At 56.0% G+C, this 18,150-nt stretch carries 19 protein-coding genes, 5 tRNA genes and 2 rRNA genes; 18 read left to right on the top strand and 8 right to left on the bottom strand.

Annotated features, from left to right (window positions below; all coding sequences use genetic code 11):
• From R0I78_RS13990 to R0I78_RS14000, 3 genes are all read left to right on the top strand, one after another.
• Window positions 1-119, top strand: a 23S ribosomal RNA gene (locus R0I78_RS13990); the annotation flags it as partial.
• A gap of 85 nt (window positions 120-204) precedes the next feature.
• Window positions 205-319: ribosomal RNA gene (gene rrf / locus R0I78_RS13995) — 5S ribosomal RNA — on the top strand.
• A 34-nt stretch (window positions 320-353) separates the two neighbouring features.
• A tRNA-Asp gene (locus R0I78_RS14000) sits at window positions 354-430 on the top strand.
• A gap of 40 nt (window positions 431-470) precedes the next feature.
• Here R0I78_RS14000 and R0I78_RS14005 read toward each other — a convergent pair.
• On the bottom strand, window positions 471-1,379 hold the full coding sequence (locus R0I78_RS14005) for a LysR family transcriptional regulator (RefSeq protein WP_317075767.1): 909 nt from the start codon (window positions 1,377-1,379) through the stop codon (window positions 471-473).
• 161 nt (window positions 1,380-1,540) lie between these two features.
• Here R0I78_RS14005 and R0I78_RS14010 point away from each other — a divergent pair, with 161 nt between their 5' ends.
• The 3 genes from R0I78_RS14010 (at window position 1,541) to R0I78_RS14020 (ending at window position 3,776) form a co-directional block, all read left to right on the top strand.
• Window positions 1,541-2,017, top strand: coding sequence for a DoxX family protein (locus R0I78_RS14010; RefSeq protein WP_019935875.1), 477 nt, complete (start codon window positions 1,541-1,543; stop codon window positions 2,015-2,017).
• A 55-nt stretch (window positions 2,018-2,072) separates the two neighbouring features.
• Window positions 2,073-2,840: a DODA-type extradiol aromatic ring-opening family dioxygenase gene (locus R0I78_RS14015; RefSeq protein WP_410506590.1), complete on the top strand. Its 768-nt coding sequence runs from the start codon at window positions 2,073-2,075 to the stop codon at window positions 2,838-2,840.
• Between the two features lie 132 nt (window positions 2,841-2,972).
• Window positions 2,973-3,776 (top strand): siderophore-interacting protein, encoded by an 804-nt coding sequence (locus R0I78_RS14020; RefSeq protein WP_317075769.1) that lies wholly within the window; start codon window positions 2,973-2,975, stop codon window positions 3,774-3,776.
• Window positions 3,777-3,843: 67 nt separating this feature from the next.
• On the opposite strand, the gene R0I78_RS14025 is transcribed toward R0I78_RS14020, so the two are convergent.
• The 3 genes from R0I78_RS14025 to R0I78_RS14035 form a co-directional block, all read right to left on the bottom strand.
• On the bottom strand, window positions 3,844-4,581 hold the full coding sequence (locus R0I78_RS14025) for a spermine synthase (RefSeq protein ID WP_317075770.1): 738 nt from the start codon (window positions 4,579-4,581) through the stop codon (window positions 3,844-3,846).
• A 75-nt stretch (window positions 4,582-4,656) separates the two neighbouring features.
• Window positions 4,657-4,944, bottom strand: a complete 288-nt coding sequence (locus R0I78_RS14030; protein WP_317075771.1) for a hypothetical protein — start codon at window positions 4,942-4,944, stop codon at window positions 4,657-4,659.
• Between the two features lie 92 nt (window positions 4,945-5,036).
• Window positions 5,037-5,585, bottom strand: coding sequence for a LysM-like peptidoglycan-binding domain-containing protein (locus tag R0I78_RS14035; RefSeq protein WP_317075772.1), 549 nt, complete (start codon window positions 5,583-5,585; stop codon window positions 5,037-5,039).
• Window positions 5,586-5,772: 187 nt separating this feature from the next.
• Between R0I78_RS14035 and gltX the strand changes: the two genes are divergently transcribed.
• The 6 genes from gltX to R0I78_RS14065 all read left to right on the top strand — a co-directional run bounded on the left by gltX (window position 5,773) and on the right by R0I78_RS14065 (window position 8,577).
• Window positions 5,773-7,185 (top strand): glutamate--tRNA ligase, encoded by a 1,413-nt coding sequence (gltX, locus tag R0I78_RS14040; protein ID WP_019935881.1) that lies wholly within the window; start codon window positions 5,773-5,775, stop codon window positions 7,183-7,185.
• 232 nt (window positions 7,186-7,417) lie between these two features.
• Window positions 7,418-7,493, top strand: a tRNA-Ala gene (locus tag R0I78_RS14045).
• Window positions 7,494-7,520: 27 nt separating this feature from the next.
• Window positions 7,521-7,596 (top strand) — tRNA-Ala (locus R0I78_RS14050).
• Between the two features lie 38 nt (window positions 7,597-7,634).
• Window positions 7,635-7,710, top strand: a tRNA-Ala gene (locus R0I78_RS14055).
• Between the two features lie 19 nt (window positions 7,711-7,729).
• A tRNA-Ala gene (locus tag R0I78_RS14060) sits at window positions 7,730-7,805 on the top strand.
• A 100-nt stretch (window positions 7,806-7,905) separates the two neighbouring features.
• Window positions 7,906-8,577, top strand: coding sequence for a DNA-3-methyladenine glycosylase I (locus R0I78_RS14065; protein ID WP_317075773.1), 672 nt, complete (start codon window positions 7,906-7,908; stop codon window positions 8,575-8,577).
• A 9-nt stretch (window positions 8,578-8,586) separates the two neighbouring features.
• Here the strand turns inward: R0I78_RS14065 and R0I78_RS14070 are convergent, their stop codons facing one another.
• Window positions 8,587-9,183 carry an arylesterase gene (locus R0I78_RS14070; protein ID WP_317075774.1) on the bottom strand — a complete coding sequence of 199 codons (597 nt, stop codon included), beginning with the start codon at window positions 9,181-9,183 and terminating at the stop codon, window positions 8,587-8,589.
• On the opposite strand from R0I78_RS14070, the gene R0I78_RS14075 reads away from it, so the two are divergent.
• Entirely contained in the window at window positions 9,182-9,868 is a 687-nt protein-coding gene (locus R0I78_RS14075; protein WP_019935884.1) for an ABC transporter ATP-binding protein, read from the top strand. The genes R0I78_RS14070 and R0I78_RS14075 overlap by 2 nt on opposite strands.
• On the top strand, window positions 9,861-12,284 hold the full coding sequence (locus R0I78_RS14080) for an ABC transporter permease (protein WP_317075775.1): 2,424 nt from the start codon (window positions 9,861-9,863) through the stop codon (window positions 12,282-12,284). Before R0I78_RS14075 ends, R0I78_RS14080 begins: the two co-directional genes overlap by 8 nt.
• 197 nt (window positions 12,285-12,481) lie before the next feature.
• Here the strand turns inward: R0I78_RS14080 and R0I78_RS14085 are convergent, their stop codons facing one another.
• Together R0I78_RS14085 and tpx are read right to left on the bottom strand one after the other, a co-directional pair.
• The gene (locus R0I78_RS14085; protein WP_317075776.1) at window positions 12,482-13,387 is read right to left on the bottom strand and encodes a TIGR01777 family oxidoreductase; all 906 of its coding nucleotides are present in this window, start codon (window positions 13,385-13,387) and stop codon (window positions 12,482-12,484) included.
• A gap of 151 nt (window positions 13,388-13,538) precedes the next feature.
• The gene (gene tpx, locus R0I78_RS14090) at window positions 13,539-14,039 is read right to left on the bottom strand and encodes a thiol peroxidase (protein ID WP_019935887.1); all 501 of its coding nucleotides are present in this window, start codon (window positions 14,037-14,039) and stop codon (window positions 13,539-13,541) included.
• A gap of 200 nt (window positions 14,040-14,239) precedes the next feature.
• Here tpx and frdA point away from each other — a divergent pair, with 200 nt between their 5' ends.
• Genes frdA through frdD form a run of 4 tightly spaced genes read left to right on the top strand, consistent with a single transcriptional unit; the run spans window position 14,240 to window position 17,504 of the window.
• Entirely contained in the window at window positions 14,240-16,015 is a 1,776-nt protein-coding gene (frdA, locus tag R0I78_RS14095) for a fumarate reductase (quinol) flavoprotein subunit (RefSeq protein ID WP_410506591.1), read from the top strand.
• Window positions 16,012-16,737 carry a succinate dehydrogenase/fumarate reductase iron-sulfur subunit gene (locus R0I78_RS14100; protein ID WP_317075778.1) on the top strand — a complete coding sequence of 242 codons (726 nt, stop codon included), beginning with the start codon at window positions 16,012-16,014 and terminating at the stop codon, window positions 16,735-16,737. Before frdA ends, R0I78_RS14100 begins: the two co-directional genes overlap by 4 nt.
• A gap of 9 nt (window positions 16,738-16,746) precedes the next feature.
• On the top strand, window positions 16,747-17,142 hold the full coding sequence (gene frdC, locus R0I78_RS14105; protein ID WP_317075779.1) for a fumarate reductase subunit FrdC: 396 nt from the start codon (window positions 16,747-16,749) through the stop codon (window positions 17,140-17,142).
• Complete coding sequence (gene frdD / locus R0I78_RS14110; RefSeq protein ID WP_317075780.1) at window positions 17,139-17,504, top strand: fumarate reductase subunit FrdD; 366 nt, start codon at window positions 17,139-17,141, stop codon at window positions 17,502-17,504. Before frdC ends, frdD begins: the two co-directional genes overlap by 4 nt.
• A 38-nt stretch (window positions 17,505-17,542) precedes the next feature.
• On the opposite strand, the gene yfbV is transcribed toward frdD, so the two are convergent.
• The gene (gene yfbV / locus R0I78_RS14115) at window positions 17,543-17,983 is read right to left on the bottom strand and encodes a terminus macrodomain insulation protein YfbV (RefSeq protein WP_317075781.1); all 441 of its coding nucleotides are present in this window, start codon (window positions 17,981-17,983) and stop codon (window positions 17,543-17,545) included.
• Window positions 17,984-18,150 lie beyond the last annotated feature (167 nt).

Here is an 18,150-nt window from a genome sequence, read left to right on the forward strand (position 1 = left end):
TCCCCAGGTACTTGATGCCTCTAAAGGGCCGTCCGAGACCAGGACGTTGATAGGCAGGGTGTGGAAGCGCTGTGAGGCGTGCAGCTAACCTGTACTAATGACCCGTGTGGCTTAACCATACAACACCCAAGAAGTGTGAGACCTTGCAGGTCGAGACTACGACTTCTTCATCAAAATAACGCTTTTTCCGAATTACAGTTTATGCCTGGCGGCCATAGCGTTGTGGAACCACCTGATTCCATGCCGAACTCAGCAGTGAAACGCAACCGCGCCGATGATAGTGTGGCAGCTGCCATGTGAAAGTAGGTCACTGCCAGGCACCCAATTTAGTACTCTGACTATACAGCTTTTGCGGAGCGGTAGTTCAGTTGGTTAGAATACCGGCCTGTCACGCCGGGGGTCGCGGGTTCGAGTCCCGTCCGCTCCGCCATTACTCAAAACCCCAGCCGATTGGCTGGGGTTTTTTCGTTTTAATCAAAATTATCCCAGTACGGCGGGTTACTGAAGTATCCTTCCATAAAATCGATAAAGCATCTGACCTTGCTGGCCAGCAATTTACGGTGTGCATATACGGCATAAAGACCCATGGGCTCGGGCTCATGTTGCGGCAGCACAACTTTCAGCTTGCCTGCTGCAATGGCGGGGCCGCAAATAAAAGAGGGTTGAATGATAATACCGGCACCTTCTATGGCGGCGCTGACCAATATTTCTCCATTATTGCTGAGCATGTCACCTGTTTGTTGATATCCAGCCGGTTGTAGCCACTCGTTGATAGAAAAACCGGTGTTGTCTTCCATATAGCTGTAGCGCAGATACTGATGATTTTTTAGTTCATCCGGACTGGAAGGAGTGCCGTGTTTTTCCAGGTAATCCGGAGCGGCGCACATGATCAGCCTGACCGGAGCTATCAGCTTGGCAATCATGGATGAGCTCTTTAAATGGCCGATGCGCAGCGCTATATCAAAGCCTTCTTCCACAATATCCACTTTTCGGTCGTTCAGTTGCAGGTCGATACTCACCGCCGGATGAGCGCGCTGAAAGCGACAGAGCAAAGGAGCCAGGTGCAGAGTAGCAAAGGATACTGGGGCACTGATGCGCAGTAGCCCCTGTGCATTTTGCTGCAGATCAGTAAGCTGGCTATCCATATCGTCAATATCATCCAGCACTAACTGGGCACGCTGGGCGTAACGGGATCCGGCTTCGGTAAGGTGTATCTTGCGGGTGGTGCGATTGAGCAAGCGTGCACCGAGGTGGTCTTCCAGGCGGGAAACATACTTGCTGACCAGCTGCGGTGACATATTCAGCCGCTCTGCTGCACGGGTAAAACTGCCTTCGGTGACCACGGTAACAAAGGCACGCATAGCATCAATACGGTCCATGGAAGCTCCTGACAAAGTAGACGTCTAATTATCAATGTTATGTTTATAATTAAGCAATATGAGCAGTATTAATCCCTTCAAAAAGAGATAGTAAAGTGTGCTTACTTCCTGAACATATACGTTCAGGCTCACTCATTATTATCTTCATTTGAGGGCATTCCATGAAACGTTCATTAGCACAGAGCTTGTTCAGCAGTAACGGTGGTTATGCTTCATTGGTGCTGCGGATACCCGTCGGGCTGATCCTGGCTGCTCATGGGGCACAAAAGCTGTTTGGCTGGTTTGGTGGCCATGGCCTGGAAGGAACAGGGCAGTGGCTGGCAAGCATTGGTCTGACTCCCGGCTATCTGATGGCAATGCTGGCCGGCAGTGCCGAGTTTTTTGGTGGTATAGCGCTGCTACTGGGCTTGCTGACTCGTCCGGCAGCGCTGGTGTCTGCTTTTACTATGCTGGTGGCAATTTTTTCCGTACATATCGACAATGGCCTGTTTATGTCCAATAACGGCTACGAATATGCTCTGACATTATTGGCGGCGACACTTGCTCTGGCCATTCAGGGAGCGGGACGGCTCTCGCTGGACGACATAATACTGAAGCATTTCGAGCGTGCAGGAAACGGGTTGCGTACTGATGCATAATCATTCCCGGTCTAAACTCAGCAATATTCTCTTTATCTCTCACGGAGGCGGCCCTATGCCGCTGCTGGGAGATCCGGGCCATCAAGAGATGGTGTTTCAGCTCAAGACAATCGCCGGTGCCTTGCCCAGGCCCTCGGCCATACTGGTGATCAGTGCCCATTGGGAAGAGACGGTGCCAACCATTACTTCAGGAGCCAGCCCGTCTCTGATCTACGATTACTTCGGCTTTCCGCCGGAGTCCTATCTCATCGAGTATCCCTGCCCGGGTGAACCTGTGCTGGCGGTGCAGATCCACCAGGCGCTTGAGCAGGCGGGCATTACTGCCCGGCTCGATGAGCACCGGGGGTTTGATCACGGCCTGTTTGTTCCGCTTAAGCTCATGTATCCGGCGGCAGATATTCCGTGTGTTCAGTTGTCACTGGTCACTAGTCTGAATGCAGCTACGCACCTTGCCATCGGACGTGCGTTACAGGCTTTGGAGTGTGAAAATCTGCTGGTGATTGGATCTGGTTTCTCCTTCCATAATATGCGCGCTTTTTTCGCGGCTGATACACCGGACATTCAGGCCGGTAATGCGGCATTTGAATGCTGGCTGAAAGAAACCTGCAGCAGTACTGACATAAAGGAGCCGGAACGTGCGGAGCGGCTGGTGCACTGGGAGCATGCGCCCTATGCCCGACTCTGTCACCCCCGGGAAGAGCATCTGCTGCCGCTGCACGTCTGCTACGGGCTGGCAGAAAAGCCCTGTAGTACTCATATTTCTGCGACAATCCTGGGCAAAAAGTCGGGCATTGTATATTGGGGGCCGGAATCTCTGGTTTGATCGTCTGCTTAAAGACCTGGCTGAAGCGTAAAAATTACTGTAAAACGTAAATGCAAATTAGTTTTAATTGCATTATAGTGTGGTTGCCTGGTTTTATCACATCAAATGCCATTAAATACTAACGGGTGAAAAATGAAAAAAGATAAGAAAATACAAAAGCTGACAGTAAGTGATTGTTACTCTGTCACACCTCATATGCAGCGCCTTGTATTTACAGTCGATGATATTACCCCTTTCACAGAGTGTGGTGCTGGCCAGTACATCAAACTTATGTTTACTCCACAGGGTAAAACCGATCTTTCTTTACTTGGTGAAGAAGAAAAGCCGGTATTACGAACTTACACCATCAGAAAATTCAGCCCGTTACATCAACAAATCACGGTAGATTTTGTCAAGCATCGGGATCTGCCAGAAAAAACACCCATATCGATTAACAGCGGCGGTTATGGTCATTACTTTGCCCAGCATGCAGCTATTGGTGATACCATTTTCATGGCAGGGCCCGGTATCATAAAGCCCATCAATATGGATGCAGACTGGTTTTTACTGGTTGCTGACATGGCAGCAATTCCTGCATTAAGCGTTGAAATAAACACCTTGCCTGAATGTGCAAAGGGCTATGTTGTATTAGCATTAACATCTGAAGATGATATGCCCGAAATAAATATTCCAGCAGGAGTGAACTTGAAATTATGTATTAAAGGTGAAGAGGAATCACTGGCAAACACAGTAGAAAAACTTGAGTGGTTGCGTGGTCGTCCTTCAGTCTGGTGCGCATGTGAGTTTAATGTCATGAAGGCCATTCGCAGATATATCTCTGACCAGCATAATGTTGAACGTAGTAGATGTTACTTTAGTAGTTACTGGAAGGAAGGTGTTACCGAAGATGGCCACAAGGTATTGAAACGAGAAGACAACGACGCTTTTTATCGTTAAATAATACGGGTGACCTACCTACGTTGTTATAACACGCAACCTGGCTGCGGTAGCTCAGAATATGAAATCATGAGCCATGACTGGCCAGCCTTCCCAGATAAGGCTGCAGCGAAAAGCCCAGCTGTTTGCTGAGCGTCCATTCCTGCTCTTTTAGTGCTTTGGCATTGCCAGGAGCGGGGCTGGTGCCGGCAAATACCACCCAGTTGCCGCTGCTGAGCAGGCAGGAACGTACCTCGCAAAAGTGACGGTCCAGCAGTGCCATAAACTCGTCACTCTGATGACAGTCCCAGCAGTTCAGCACCAGCCAGCCGCCGGTTTTAAGCTGGTGTCGGCAGTTTTCGATAAACTCCGCCGAGAACTGCTCGCCTTCTGCATCATCAGCGTTATACAAGTCACTGAAGATCACATCCAGTTTTTTACCCTTGTACTCCCGCATAAAAGCAAAGGCATCGGCCTGATGCAGCTGCAGACGTTTGCCCTGAGGCAACTGAAAATAACGCTGAGCAGCCTCAATCACACTGGGGCGCAGTTCAACTACCTGCTGTTTCAAACCAGCCACGCCTGCATGCAGGCAACTGTTCAGAGTACCGGCACCCAGCCCCAGAGTCAGTGTCTGCCTGGGAGTATTGAATAACAGTACCAATAGCATGGCTCTTACATACTCCAGCTGTGGCACATGAGGTTCACTTCTGCTCCAGCTGCTCTGGGCATCCGGGCCGCCAAAGTTAAGGGTGCGCACACCGTCAGATTCCAGCACGCGAATTGGTCCGAATTCATCATGAGCAGTGAAAATTTCCTGCGGCATCGCTATCTCCCTGGCATAACAAAAAATAAAAAGCCCCGGCTGAGAGACCGGGGCCTGAAAAATACGGAAGGGTATTCAGTCCAGCAGCGCCTGCGCAATTTGCTGCCATTCTTCTTTGGTGGAGCAATTGGGGCGTTTTTTGTCGGCACGGCCATACCAGTAATCGGCATTCCACAGCACGCCTTCTACATGATGCAGATAGGCATGTACCCAGGCGGAAGGCTGATCACTGTTGTCGCGAATGCACTCGTGGGCTTCTTCCCACTGACCATTGGCATCCAGCCACAGGGCGAGCAGGGCATCGGACAGGCCGGCAGGCGGCTTGGGCTGATTAAGGGAGGCGTGAAAGGCCTTGAAGTTCATGTGTTGCTTCCTGAGGTCATTATAAAATTTGATATGCCTCACAGTTTACCATAATGAAAAAACCTAAAAACCCGAAAGCCGGCATCTGAAGATTATTGAGTATTTACCATGGTGAACTCCTGGCCCAGCCGGCGAAAAGCATTCAGCACCAGACCATTATCCCGGACTTCCAGATAATGCAGGTTACCGTCGGCATTCAGCACCAGGGTGAGCTGCTGGCCAGCCTGCAGCCGGCTTAGCGGCTTGTAAGAAGGCTCTGCCTGCACCAGGGCGATCAGCTCCTTGCCGGGCAGCTGCCAACTGCGGAACAGAGCAGATAGCGTTTCTCCGGGTGCCAGTGTGTGATCAATACGTTTGCCGCCAGTGGGCACATCTATCACCCGTTTGTCGGCATCACTCAAGGGTACCGCCAAGCGACCGGTAACAGGGGCATCCGGGGTTGCCGGAGCCGGTTGCCAGACAAACAACCCCAGCCAGGCGGGAAGAAGGATCAGCAGACCCGCCTTATGAACGCGAGGCAAGCGACCCAGAGCGTTCAGCAGCCGCCCCAGGCCTTTGCGGGCAGGCAGTGTAAATTGGTTAAAGCGCGCTCCCAAAGAGTGGCGCTGTTGATGTTTGGCGGCGCTTTTTGATCTGGACATAGTTTCCTCCCCTCGCGGCCACAAGTGTATCCAGCGCCCTGTAACTCCACAAGATAGCGGCACCGCTTCTTTACAAAAGCCGGCGTTGCAGACAGGGTGCTGCGACAAGGCGTTTCACCCCATGCCTTGCGGGTGCTAAAATAGCCGCCATTTCATTTTCAGCTCTTATTTAACCAAGGCAGACAGAATGACAGTTAAAACACGGTTCGCCCCCAGTCCAACCGGCTTTCTTCACGTAGGTGGTGCCCGCACCGCTCTGTATTCCTGGCTTTATGCCCGTCATCAGCAGGGCGAGTTTGTGCTGCGCATTGAAGACACGGATCTGGAGCGCTCCACCCAGGAAGCCATTGACGCCATTCTGGAAGGCATGAACTGGCTGGGCCTGAGCTGGGATGAGGGCCCCTATTACCAGACCAAGCGTTTTGACCGCTATAACCAGCTGATTGATCAGCTGCTGGAGCAAGGTAAGGCTTATAAGTGCTACTGCTCCAAAGAGCGGCTGGAAAGCCTGCGCGAGCAGCAAATGGCTGCCGGTGAAAAGCCCCGCTACGACGGCACCTGTCGTCATGGTGAGCACCAGCATGCTGCCGATGCGCCTTATGTTGTTCGTTTTGCCAACCCCACCGAAGGCAGTGTGGTCTTTGACGATCATGTACGCGGTCGCATAGAGATTGCCAACGATCAGCTGGATGATCTCATTATCCGCCGTACCGACGGTGCACCTACCTATAACTTCTGTGTGGTGGTAGACGACTGGGATATGGAAATTACCCATGTGGTACGCGGTGAAGATCACATCAACAACACACCGCGCCAGATCAATATCTATAAAGCGCTGGGTGCTCCTGTGCCGGAGTTTGCTCATGTGTCCATGATCCTGGGTGATGACGGTGCCAAGCTGTCCAAGCGCCATGGCGCGGTAAGCGTGATGCAGTATCGTGACGACGGTTATCTGCCTCAGGCCCTGCTGAACTATCTGGTGCGTCTGGGCTGGTCTCACGGCGATCAGGAGATCTTTACTCTTGATGAAATGATCTCGCTGTTCTCGCTCAATGCCATCAGCAAATCGGCGTCTGCCTTTAATACCGATAAGCTGCTGTGGCTGAACCAGCACTATATGAAAACCCTGCCTGCGGCAGAGGTGGCCGGTCATCTTGAATGGCACATGCAGGATCAGGGAATAGATATGACTCAAGGTCCGGCGCTGACCGACCTGATTGGCCTGTATGCCGAGCGTTGCCATACCCTGAAGGAGCTGGCCGGACAAAGCCGCTATTTGTTTGAAGACTTCAGCGAGTTTGATGCGGCGGCCGCCAAAAAGCACCTGCGCCCGGTAGCCGCCGAGCCGCTGCAGCTGGCCCGCACCAAACTGGCAGCCCTGACCGACTGGCAGGCGGCATCGATCCATGAAGTGATCAATGCGGTGGCGGCCGAGCTGGATCTTGGCATGGGCAAGGTAGGTATGCCGCTGCGGGTGGCGGTAACCGGTATTGGTCAGTCACCAGCCATTGATGGCGTGATGGCGCTGCTGAGCAAAGACAAGGTTCTGGCCCGCATCGACATGGCACTGGCCTTTATTGCCGAGCGTGCTCAAGGGTAATACATAGCTTGAAGCGAAAAGCCTGAAGCTGGAAGAAAAACGGCGTTGCCTGCAGGTAACGCCGTTTTCACAATCCTCAATCCTAAATTCCGCCAAAATGAATAATTACTGAACGCTTTGTTCAAAAATCATCTGTTTGCACTAATTTTTCTAATTGCCTGTTGACTCTGAACAGCGCTGTGCCTATTATGCGCCTCGCTCGCAGGGACAAGATTCCTGCAACGACTTGTGCGGGGCTATAGCTCAGCTGGGAGAGCGCTTGCATGGCATGCAAGAGGTCCGCGGTTCGATCCCGCGTAGCTCCACCAATCAAGTCAGAGCAGTTTCTGCCAAATGGGGTTATAGCTCAGCTGGGAGAGCGCTTGCATGGCATGCAAGAGGTCCGCGGTTCGATCCCGCGTAGCTCCACCAGGCGGCAGAAACAAACACCAGTAAAACAGTATTGTTTTGGGGCTATAGCTCAGCTGGGAGAGCGCTTGCATGGCATGCAAGAGGTCCGCGGTTCGATCCCGCGTAGCTCCACCAAAACAATCTGACCCAATTCGGGGCTATAGCTCAGCTGGGAGAGCGCTTGCATGGCATGCAAGAGGTCCGCGGTTCGATCCCGCGTAGCTCCACCAAATTTTAAAAAGCCGCAGTTACCATACTGCGGCTTTTTTCGTTCTGGCCTTTTTCTATTCAACTGCGCACAATAAAACAAACTCGTACGAGACTGTTTTTATGGAGCACTTCAATTCTATTTTTGAGCGAGCCTGCGCCCGTCATGGCGGCGAAACCATGCTGCGCCGGCTGATCGCCACTCCCGCCTTCAGCCCCGATGAACTAGCCGCCATTCCCGATGATCGCTGGCTGTCTTCCTTTACCATGAGCCTGTTTCAGTCGGGCTTTGTGTGGAAAGTGATCAGAGACAAATGGCCGGACTTTGAGCGGGCCTTCTTTGGGTTTGACCCTCATAAAATGCTGCTGTTGGATGAACATCACCTGGAGCGGCTCAATAACGACGCCAGCATAGTGCGCCATGCGAAGAAGATTGCCGCTGTGCCGGTCAATGCTCAAATGATACTGGATCTGGGCCGGGATCACGGCGGCTTTGGCGCTTTTGTGGCCGCCTGGCCCAAAGACGATGTGGTAGGGCTGTGGCAGCACATTCGCAAGCACAGCAAACTGCTGGGCGGCAATATCGCCCCTTATGCCTTGCGCCGGCTGGGAGCAGAGACTTTTGTATTTACCGGTGATGTCAGCGCTTATCTGCAGCATCACGGTGTGGTAGATGCGGCGTTAAGCTCCAAAAAAGGCATGAATCAGGCTCAGGCCGCTTTTAACACCTGGCGCGAGCAAAGCGGCCTGAATTTAGGCGAAATCAGCAAGACCATCGCCTTTTCCATCGGTTAACGACAAGGGTTAAAGATAAGGCGCAAGAAACTCGTCTACTTGCTCGGCAATCAATGGCTGTGCCTCGGCAGTGGGATGAATACCGTCATCCATCATCATGCCGTTTTGGCCAATCAGCGGTGCCACAAAAAACGGCAGCAGAGGCACTTGCTGCTGCGTAGCCAGGCGGCTGAACAGGCTTTCAAACTGCTGCAGATAACGGCGGCCATAATTGGGTGGCAGCTGAATATCGGTCAGCACCACCCGGGCACCGGCGTTGTTGGCCAGCGTGATCAGCTGCGCAAGATTGCGTTCAATCAAATCCGGGGGCAGGCCGCGCAGGCCATCATTGCCACCCAGCTCCAGCAAGACCAGGCTGGGCTGATGGCGCTGCAGCAGAGGTGGCAACCGCTGCAGCCCCCCTTGAGTGGTATCGCCACTCACGCTGGCATTGATGACGGTGACATCACGTCCTTGCTGCTGCCATTTTTCAGCCAGCAAATGAGGCCAGGCCTGATCGGCACGCATGCGATAGCCGGCGCTCAGGCTGTCGCCAAGAATAAGCAGGGTATCGGCCAGCACGGCGGACGACCCCAAAAAAACAAACAGCACAAGGATCCGTAGCATGACAACAGCATCTCCCATTATTCGTGTGGTGGATCTCGAGCACAGGGTGAGCCTGGGCGACGAGGACATTACCATCCTTAAAGGTGTTAATCTGGAAGTCAAGGCCGGACAGCGGCTGGCCCTGGTGGGCGCTTCCGGCTCGGGCAAGTCTACGCTGCTGGGATTGCTGGCGGGGCTGGACAGTGCCAGCCGCGGGCAAATTCATATTGCCGGTCAGCCCCTGCACCAGCTTGATGAAGAGCAGCGGGCGGCGCTCAGGGCCAGACACATCGGCTTTGTGTTTCAGTCGTTTTTGCTGCTGCCCACTTTAACCGCCCTGGAAAACGTGATGCTGCCTGCGGAGCTGAAGGGCGACAGTGGTAACCGCAAGCGGGCCATGGCGTTGCTGGAGCAGGTGGGTCTGGGTAACCGGGTGCGGCATTTTCCGGCTCAGCTATCAGGTGGCGAGCAGCAGCGGGTCGCTATTGCCCGGGCCTTTATGACACAACCCGATATTCTGCTGGCAGATGAGCCTACCGGTAATCTGGATCAGCAAACCGGCGCCCGTATTATTGAGCTGTTGTTTGAGCTTAACCGCCAGCACGGCACCACCCTGGTGATTGTGACGCACGACGAGTCTCTTGCCGTCCGCTGTGAGCGCCGTTTGCTGATGACCGCGGGTCAGCTGGAGGAGCAGCATGGCTAGTCTGGGATGGGGACTGATCAAACGGGAAATAGCCAGCGGCCCGCTGCGGCTGTTTGTGCTGGCGCTGGCCCTGTGTGTGGCCAGTATTCTCAGCGTTACTTTGGTGGCCGACCGGCTTAACGGTGCCCTGCAGGTATCAGGACGGGATTACATTGCCGCCGACAGAGTGCTGGCGGGCAGCCGGGCCGCCGAGTCTGAATGGCTGAGCGAAGCCGAAGAACGCGGCCTGCAGGTGTCGCGGGGGCAATCGTTCAACAGTGTGCTGTTTGCCAATGAACAGCTGCAGCTGGCCAGCATCAGGGCGGTGGATAACGCGTTTCCATTTTATGGCGATCTGGTGCTGGCACCGGCGGGCAAGGTGAGGTCTGGCAATATCTGGCTGTCGGCCCGGCTGCTGGCGTTGTTGCAGGTCAGCCCGGGAGACAGGGTGGAGCTGGGCAATCTTGAGCTGACCGTGGCCGGTGAGCTGGTGAGCGAGCCGGATCAGGGCTTTTCACCGTTTTTGCTGGCACCCAGAGCCCTGATGCATCTGGATGACGTGGCCGCCACCGGCATTTTTATGGAAGGCAGCCGCAGCCGTTACCGTTATCTGTTCAAGGGGGAAGACAACATCCTCAATGAATACGCTGACTGGCTGGAACCACAATTGCAGCAAGGGCAGAACTGGCGCGGCCCCGACAATGCCGACACCCCCGTGGCCCGCTCCATTACCCGGGCTGAGCAGTTTTTTCGGCTGGCCTCACTGATTGGTGTGCTGCTGGGCATTCTGGCCATGGCCATTGCGCTGGGTTACTTCTCCCGCCGTGAGCAGGACCGCATTGCCCTGCTGAAAACCCTGGGAGCAGGGCGGCAGTCATTGCTGCGCTGGCTGGCGCGGCTGCTGAGCGTGCTGATGTTGCTGGGGGCAACACTTGGTGCTGCGGTGGGCTATGGCGTGCACCAGCTGATTTTGCTGGCGCTGGGGGATGCTCTGGCGGTGCCCTTGCCACCGCCTTCGCTCACGCCCTTCCTGGTGGCCGGCGGCCTGGCGTTGCTCACCACGGTTATGCTTTCTGTGGTGCCCATGCTGCGGCTGTTAAAAGTGCCGCCGCTCAGAGTGCTGCGCAACGAGGCCGAGGCATATATTTCACCCTGGCTCAGCGGTGGTATTCTGCTGGCAGGCACAGTGGCATTAAGCTGGCTGTTTGCCGGCAGTCTGGGCCTGGCCGCCGGTTTATTGCTTGGGCTGCTGGCGCTGGCGCTGTTGCTGGGCGGATTGTGCCGGGGCTTGCTGGCACTGGCGCGTCTGCCCAAAGGCAGTGTGGCGTTCCGGCTGGCATTAAGCCGGCTTAATCGTGCCCGGCTGGCCACGCTGCTGCAGTTTGGTGGTGTGGCGATGGCGCTGTTTCTGGCCAGCCTGTTATGGGTAGTGCGCGGCGAGCTGACCGAGGGCTTTCTGGCTCGCCTGCCCGCCGACACTCATAACCGTTTTTTAATTAATATTGCCGATTATCAGCTGGATCCGGTACGTCAGATCCTGAACGATAACGGTCTGGCATCTTCTCGTTTCTATCCCATCGTACGCGGGCGGCTGGTGCAGGTGAACGGTGTGCCGGTGGCTGAAATCAACAGCGAGCGCGGCGGTGGTCTGGGCCGGGAGCTGAACCTGACCTGGAGTGACCAAATACCCGAAGGTAACCGCATTATCAGCGGACAGTGGTCACAGGCTGAAGGTGGTGTTTCGGTAGAAAGCGACCTGGCCGAGCGGCTGGGGCTGACGCTGGGAGATACCCTCAGCCTGGATCTGGCCGGCCAGCAGGTATCCGCTGAAGTACGCAATATTCGCGAAGTAGACTGGGACAGCATGAAACCCAACTTCTATCTGGTGCTCAGCCCCGACGTACTGGCGGATTATCCCGCCGCCTGGATGGCGAGTTTTTATCTGCCCGAGCGCCAGAAAGCGGTGGAAGTAGAGCTGATCCGTGCCTTTCCCACCATGACAGTGTTTGATGTGGAAGCCCTGCTGCAGCAGCTGCGCACCATACTGGCGCAGGTGAGTCAGGCGCTGCTGGTCATCATGGCGCTGGTGACCGGTGCCAGCCTGCTGGTGCTGCTGGCGCAGGTGGAAGCTACCCTGGAAAGCCGCCGCCGCGAGCTGGTATTGCTGCGCACACTGGGGGCCAGCAACCGGGTGATTCGTGCCTCATTACGCTGGGAGTGGCTGGGGGCGGGTCTGGTGACCGGGCTGGCGGCGGCGCTGGCGGTAGAGCTATGTGTGGCTGTGCTGCTGCCCTGGTGGCTTGATCTGCCCTGGCAGCCTCATCCGCGCTTATGGCTGGCGCTGCCGGGGCTGGGAGCCGTGCTTTTGCTGATCACCGGCCGCGCCGGCGGCCTGCTCAGCGGCACCCTGATGAACCGGCTGCGGCAATGGGGGTGACCCTGCGGGGAGCTGTAAGTCGGAAGCTGGATGTTTGAAGCTGGAAGTTTAAATCAAAACATTGTCACTCCGGTACTGAACCAAGTTCAGCATGACGGTCCCGGAGTCTAAGTCAGAAACACAGTTATCTGCAGAAAGATTCCGGCTCGAAGGCCGGAATGACCAGTGTTTGGGGCCGGAGTGACGTTGGTTTTAACCTACCGCCTTGGTGCGCTCAGGGTTTCTTTCAGTGCCTTGTCGAGAGTGGGGTAGCGGAAATGAAAGCCGGCCTGTTGCAGCCGCACCGGCATTACCCGCTGGCCGGTCAGCAGCAGATCGGCCATTTCACCAAACAGCAGCTTCATGGCCCAGGCGGGAATACGGGCAAAATGGGGCTTGCTCAGGTTCGCGGCCAGACTTTTACTGAACTGGGCATTGGTCACCGGCTCGGGAGCAGTGGCATTAAAGGCACCGCGACACTCCTCGTGCTCCAGCAAAAACAAAATCAGGTTCACCACATCTTCAATGTGGATCCACGACATATATTGCTTGCCCGAGCCAATGGGGCCGCCCAGGCCAAAACGGTAGCTGGGCAGCATTTTTACCAGAGCTCCGCCTTCGGCCCCCAGCACCACGCCCAGACGAATACAACAGACCCGGGTCTGCTCGGTGTCTGCCCGTCTGGCCAGCTCTTCCCATCTGGCACAGACGTCATGGCTGAACTCGGGATGAGGGTGAGTGTCTTCGTCCACCAGGGTGTCGCCCTGGCGGCCGTAAAAGCCCACTGCCGAACCGCTGATCAGCACTCCGGGCGGATTGCTGCCGGCGCGTAGTTTTTCTACCAGCTGCTCGGTAATTTGCCAGCGGCTTTGGCAAATGCGCTCTTTCTGCGCCGGACTCCAGCGCTTGTCGGCAATGGGCTCCCCGGCCAGGTTAATAACCGCATCAAAGCGGTCGAGATCGGGCAGATCATCAAGAGAAGAGAGGGCTTCAATATCGTGCCCCAAACGTTGATACACCTTATTGGGTGAACGGCTCAGCACCGACACCTGATGGTGCGGACGCAGGTGGCTCATCAGGCGGCTGCCTACAAAGCCGGTTCCTCCGGTAAGCAGTATCTTCATCACAGGCTCCTTCAAAAGGCGGGGCCGGCAGGCCCCGCAAAGACAAGGTTATCCACATTATCTGTGAGTAAGTCTGTAGATTATCTTGCCTGATAAGGATAGTTGTTTGATCTTTATAAAAAAATCAAAGACGCACAGGGATCCGTCAGGATCACTTCAGTGCGGCCAGAGCACCGTCATAGTCGGGCTCATTGGTCAGCTCGGGCACACGCTCAACGTGAGTCACCTTGCCGTCTTCGTCAATGCACACCACGGCACGGGCAGACAGGCCACGCAGGGCACCGTCGCTCAGGGCCACGCCATAGTCGGCCAGAAAATCAGTGTGACGGAAGGCTGAAGCCACCTGTACGTTTTCCAGACCTTCGGCAGCGCAGAAGCGGCTGGCGGCAAAGGGCAGATCCATGGACACACACAGCACCTGAGTGTTGTTCAGGCCGGCGGCCTTTTCGTTAAAGGTACGTACGCTGGTGGCACACACGCCGGTGTCGATGCTGGGGAAGATGTTCAGCAGCACTTTTTTGCCTTTGAAGTCACCCAGCTTGATATCGCTCAAATCGGCACCGGTCAGGGTGAAGTCGGGGGCCGCCTGGCCAACGGTGGGCAGCTGGCCGGAAACGGCAACGGAATTACCCTGAAAAGTTACGGAAGACATTGAGACTCTCCTGATGATTGCGGGTTGTTGGTGATTAGTTATCAGTATGAGTGACTAAGGTAGCAGTTTTCCTATGCTGAAACAGCTTTTTATCCACCTGATAACGCCCCTGTTTATGTAGGGTTATGACCCTCGTCAACGCTTTTGTCATCCTTTGTTAGTAGAGTGGTCAAATGACTCTTTCATTTCAGGGAAATACGGTGCGTACTCTTCATCTGGATGTGGCCATTATCGGGGCCGGCGGGGCCGGGCTGCGAGCGGCCATTGCCGCCGCCGAGGCTAACCCGGCCCTTAACATCGGGCTGCTGTCCAAGGTCTATCCCATGCGTTCGCACACAGTGGCGGCGGAAGGCGGCGCTGCCGCCGTGGTGCGCGACGACGACAGCCTGCAGCAACACTTTGACGACACCGTCTCGGGCGGCGACTGGCTGTGCGAGCAGGACGTGGTGGCATTCTTTGTGGAACGCTGTCCGGAAGAAATGACGCGCATGGAGCACTGGGGCTGCCCCTGGAGCCGCAAACCCGACGGCAGCGTTAATGTGCGCCGTTTTGGCGGCATGAAGGTGGAGCGCACCTGGTTTGCCGCCGACAAAACCGGCTTTCATATGCTGCACACCCTGTTTCAGACCTCGATCAAATACGCGAATATTCAGCGCTTTGACGAATTCTTCGTGCTCGACCTGCTGGTAGAAGAAGGCCGGGTGCGGGGGCTGGTGGCGTTGCATATGGCCGAAGGAGAGCCGGTGCTGATCCGCGCCAATGCAGTGGTAATGGCCACCGGCGGCGGGGCTCGGGTGTTTCGTTACAATACCAACGGCGGCATTGTCACCGGCGACGGCATGGCCATGGCGTATCGTCATGGGGCCGCGCTGCGGGATATGGAATTTGTACAATATCACCCCACCGGCCTGCCCGGCTCCGGCATATTAATGACCGAAGGCTGCCGGGGCGAGGGCGGGGTGCTGCTTAATCGCCACGGCTACCGCTATTTGCAGGACTATGGTCTGGGGCCGGAAACTCCCCTGGGCGAGCCCAAAAACAAGCACATGGAGCTGGGCCCGCGAGACAAAGTCTCTCAGGCGTTCTGGCACGAGCTGCAACAGGGCAACACCATTACCCATGCACTGGGCGAGGTGGTACACCTCGATCTGCGCCATCTCGGTGAGCAAAAAATCAAAGAGCGACTGCCCTTTATTCGTGAGCTGGCCAAGGCTTATGTGAATGTGGATCCGGTGCATCAGCCCATTCCCATTCGGCCCACCGCTCACTACACCATGGGTGGCATAGAGGTCGACAAACATAGTCATTCGGCACTTTATGGCCTGTTTGCTGCCGGCGAATGTGCGTCCAGCGGCATTCACGGCGCCAACCGGCTGGGCTCCAACTCGCTGGCAGAGCTGCTGGTATTTGGCCGTGAAGCCGGCGAAGGGGCGGCCCGGCTGGCGGCCGAAAACGGCGGCGGCAATGACGCAGCCATACAAGAGCAGGCCCATGCCGTGGTGGCTGGGCTGGACAAGCTCAGAGGCCAGCGCGGCACAGAGCGGTTGGCAGACATTCGCAACGAGCTGGGCCGGGTAATGGAAGACGGCTGTGGCATTTACCGGGACGCCACCGGCATGCAGGCAGCGGTGAACAAAGTCGGCGAGCTGAAAGCCCGCTATCAGCACCTTAACCTGACCGACAGCAGTCGGGTGTTTAACACCGAGCTGGTCTCGGCGGTGGAGCTGGGCTTTTGCCTGGATGTGGCCGAGGCCATGGCCCACAGCGCGCTGGCGCGCACAGAGTCGCGCGGGGCGCACCAGCGGCTGGATGACCCTTGCCGCGAGCGCAACGATGAGCAATTTCTCAAGCATACTCAGGCCTTTTATCAGGCTGGTGCCGCGCCGCGCATTGATTACAGCCCGGTCAGGATCACTATATCGTCGCCCGCAAAACGAGTGTACGGTGCCGCTGCCGAGCAGGAGAAAACACAGTGAGCCAACTGAAAACCCTGAACATATTGCGTTATCAGCCCGAGCAGGACGAGGCACCACATTTTGAGCCGTTTCAAGTGCCCTGGGACGACACTACCTCGGTGCTGGATGCGCTCAACTACATCAAGGACGAGCTCGATGCCAGCCTCAGCTATCGGTGGTCTTGCCGCATGGCCATTTGTGGCTCCTGTGGCTTTATGATCAACGGCGTGCCCAAACTGGGCTGCAAAACCTTTTTGCGTGACTTTGACGAGCTGACCCTGGAGCCGCTGGAGCACTACCCCATAGAGCGGGATCTGGTGGTGGATATGGAGCCCTTTGTAGAGCGGCTGGAGGCAGTGAAGCCCTACATCATCGGCAACGATCGCCAGGTAGAAGAGGGCCCCAATGCACAGACGCCCGCCGAGATGAGCGCCTATCATGCGCTGTCTCAGTGCATTAACTGCGGCCTCTGTTATGCCGCCTGCCCGCAGGTGGGGCTGCGTCCGGGCTTTGTGGGGCCGGCGGCCATCGCCTTGGCCCGCCGTTATAACCTGGACAGCCGGGACAACGGCAAAAAAGAGCGCATGGCGCTGCTGAACGGTGAAGACGGCGTCTGGGGCTGCACCTTTGTGGGTTACTGCTCGGAAGTGTGCCCCAAAGAGGTAGATCCGGCGGCGGCAGTCAACCAGGGAAAAATCGACTCCGGCATCAGCTATCTGCTGGCGGCCTTAAGGCGGGAATAAGGAGCAGTTATGAGTGTACGCAAACCCTATCACAGACCCATGCCGGCAGGCTGGTGGCGGCAAAAAGCGCCTTACCGGCTGTATATGCTGCGGGAGGCCACGGTATTGCCCTTAACCTTTTTCTGCCTGTGTTTGCTGGCGGGATTGTGGTCGCTGGGGCAGGGCGCAGCAGCCTGGGCTGGCTGGCTGAGCTTTATGGCCAGTCCGCTGGTGCTGGCGCTGAATGCCCTGGCCTTGGTTGCCAGTTTATTCCATGCCGCTACCTTTTTTCTGATGATGCCCAGAGTCATGCCGGTAAAACTGGCGGGCAAGCCGCTGCCGGTGCACAAGGTGGCGCTGGCGCAATGGGCTATCACGGCGGGCATCAGCCTGTTTGCGCTGTTGTGGCTGCTGGAGGTGCTATGAAACCCATCAATTCAAACCCCAAACGCTCGGAAGAGCCCATCTGGTGGAGCCTGTTCGGTGCCGGCGGCAGCTGGTTTGCCATGCTCACCCCCGTTACCGTGCTGCTGGTGGGTCTGTTGGTGCCGCTTGGCATAATAGACGCCAGTGTGCTCAGCTATGAACGCATGCAGGGAGTGGCGGCCAGCTGGCTGGGCAAGGCGGTGATTGCCGGCTCCATTATTTTGCCGCTGTGGCATGCCATGCACCGCATTCATCATGGCATTCACGACCTGGGTGTAAACGCCGGCCTGGCCGGCAAGGTGGTGTGCTACGGCTTTGCGGCGCTGGTGTCGGTGGTGACCCTGGGATTGCTGGTGTTGTAAAAAGATTCCGGCTCGAAGGCCGGAATGACAGTAAGAAGTCACAGCTCGCGAATAAACGACTTATCCAGTTGTTTAAAGGCGGTGTTCAGGGTCTCGCCCAGCTCAAAGTAGCGGGGGCGGGACACTGGCTCACTGATGCGACCGCCGGCGGCAGCAATTTTCTCGTGTATCTGCAAATACCACTCTCTGAGTGACGGCGGCAGTCGTGTGTCGGCACGCTTGCCCAGCCAGTAATAACCCTGCATGGGCAGGCTGGCCAAAAACAGCGCCGACGCCACCACGCTTGGCCAGTAGTGGGGGGCACCAAACTGAAACTGCAGCATCAGGCTGAGAGTGATAAGCGCCGGCATGGTTTTAATACCAAAGCGGGTAGCAGCAATAATCCGGCTTTCCGGGAACATGGCGGCCAGCCTGCGTTCCTGTGGCCAGATAGTTGAATACTCCTGACCACGATGTAGAGTGCGAGTAAAGGGACTCATAAGTCCTCCGGCAACAACGATTCAGTGTAGCTAAGTTGCAAAACAACGACTCAGGTCAAAAAAACAGCGGCAACTGTCAGTTATTTTACCACAGACAAAAGATTAATATTCTCCATCATGGCTGCCGGCTACAATGCCGCCCTTGTAACGGAAGACACGGCCAGACC

This window comes from Oceanimonas sp. CAM02, from assembly GCF_032842915.1.
Taxonomy (GTDB): domain Bacteria; phylum Pseudomonadota; class Gammaproteobacteria; order Enterobacterales; family Aeromonadaceae; genus Oceanimonas; species Oceanimonas smirnovii.

What these genes read in the sequence shown, in the direction of transcription:
- gltX (WP_019935881.1), top strand. Translation starts at nt 5,773, where the DNA reads ATGACAGTTAAAACACGGTTCGCCCCCAGTCCAACCGGCTTTCTTCAC.
- tpx (WP_019935887.1), bottom strand. Translation starts at nt 14,039, where the DNA reads ATGTCTTCCGTAACTTTTCAGGGTAATTCCGTTGCCGTTTCCGGCCAG.
- R0I78_RS14065 (WP_317075773.1), top strand. Translation starts at nt 7,906, where the DNA reads ATGGAGCACTTCAATTCTATTTTTGAGCGAGCCTGCGCCCGTCATGGC.
- R0I78_RS14015 (WP_410506590.1), top strand. Translation starts at nt 2,073, where the DNA reads ATGCCGCTGCTGGGAGATCCGGGCCATCAAGAGATGGTGTTTCAGCTC.
- R0I78_RS14070 (WP_317075774.1), bottom strand. Translation starts at nt 9,183, where the DNA reads ATGCTACGGATCCTTGTGCTGTTTGTTTTTTTGGGGTCGTCCGCCGTG.
- R0I78_RS14020 (WP_317075769.1), top strand. Translation starts at nt 2,973, where the DNA reads ATGAAAAAAGATAAGAAAATACAAAAGCTGACAGTAAGTGATTGTTAC.
- R0I78_RS14030 (WP_317075771.1), bottom strand. Translation starts at nt 4,944, where the DNA reads ATGAACTTCAAGGCCTTTCACGCCTCCCTTAATCAGCCCAAGCCGCCT.
- R0I78_RS14035 (WP_317075772.1), bottom strand. Translation starts at nt 5,585, where the DNA reads ATGTCCAGATCAAAAAGCGCCGCCAAACATCAACAGCGCCACTCTTTG.
- R0I78_RS14010 (WP_019935875.1), top strand. Translation starts at nt 1,541, where the DNA reads ATGAAACGTTCATTAGCACAGAGCTTGTTCAGCAGTAACGGTGGTTAT.
- R0I78_RS14075 (WP_019935884.1), top strand. Translation starts at nt 9,182, where the DNA reads ATGACAACAGCATCTCCCATTATTCGTGTGGTGGATCTCGAGCACAGG.
- frdD (WP_317075780.1), top strand. Translation starts at nt 17,139, where the DNA reads ATGAAACCCATCAATTCAAACCCCAAACGCTCGGAAGAGCCCATCTGG.
- R0I78_RS14085 (WP_317075776.1), bottom strand. Translation starts at nt 13,387, where the DNA reads ATGAAGATACTGCTTACCGGAGGAACCGGCTTTGTAGGCAGCCGCCTG.
- R0I78_RS14080 (WP_317075775.1), top strand. Translation starts at nt 9,861, where the DNA reads ATGGCTAGTCTGGGATGGGGACTGATCAAACGGGAAATAGCCAGCGGC.
- R0I78_RS14025 (WP_317075770.1), bottom strand. Translation starts at nt 4,581, where the DNA reads ATGCCGCAGGAAATTTTCACTGCTCATGATGAATTCGGACCAATTCGC.
- yfbV (WP_317075781.1), bottom strand. Translation starts at nt 17,983, where the DNA reads ATGAGTCCCTTTACTCGCACTCTACATCGTGGTCAGGAGTATTCAACT.
- R0I78_RS14005 (WP_317075767.1), bottom strand. Translation starts at nt 1,379, where the DNA reads ATGGACCGTATTGATGCTATGCGTGCCTTTGTTACCGTGGTCACCGAA.
- frdC (WP_317075779.1), top strand. Translation starts at nt 16,747, where the DNA reads ATGAGTGTACGCAAACCCTATCACAGACCCATGCCGGCAGGCTGGTGG.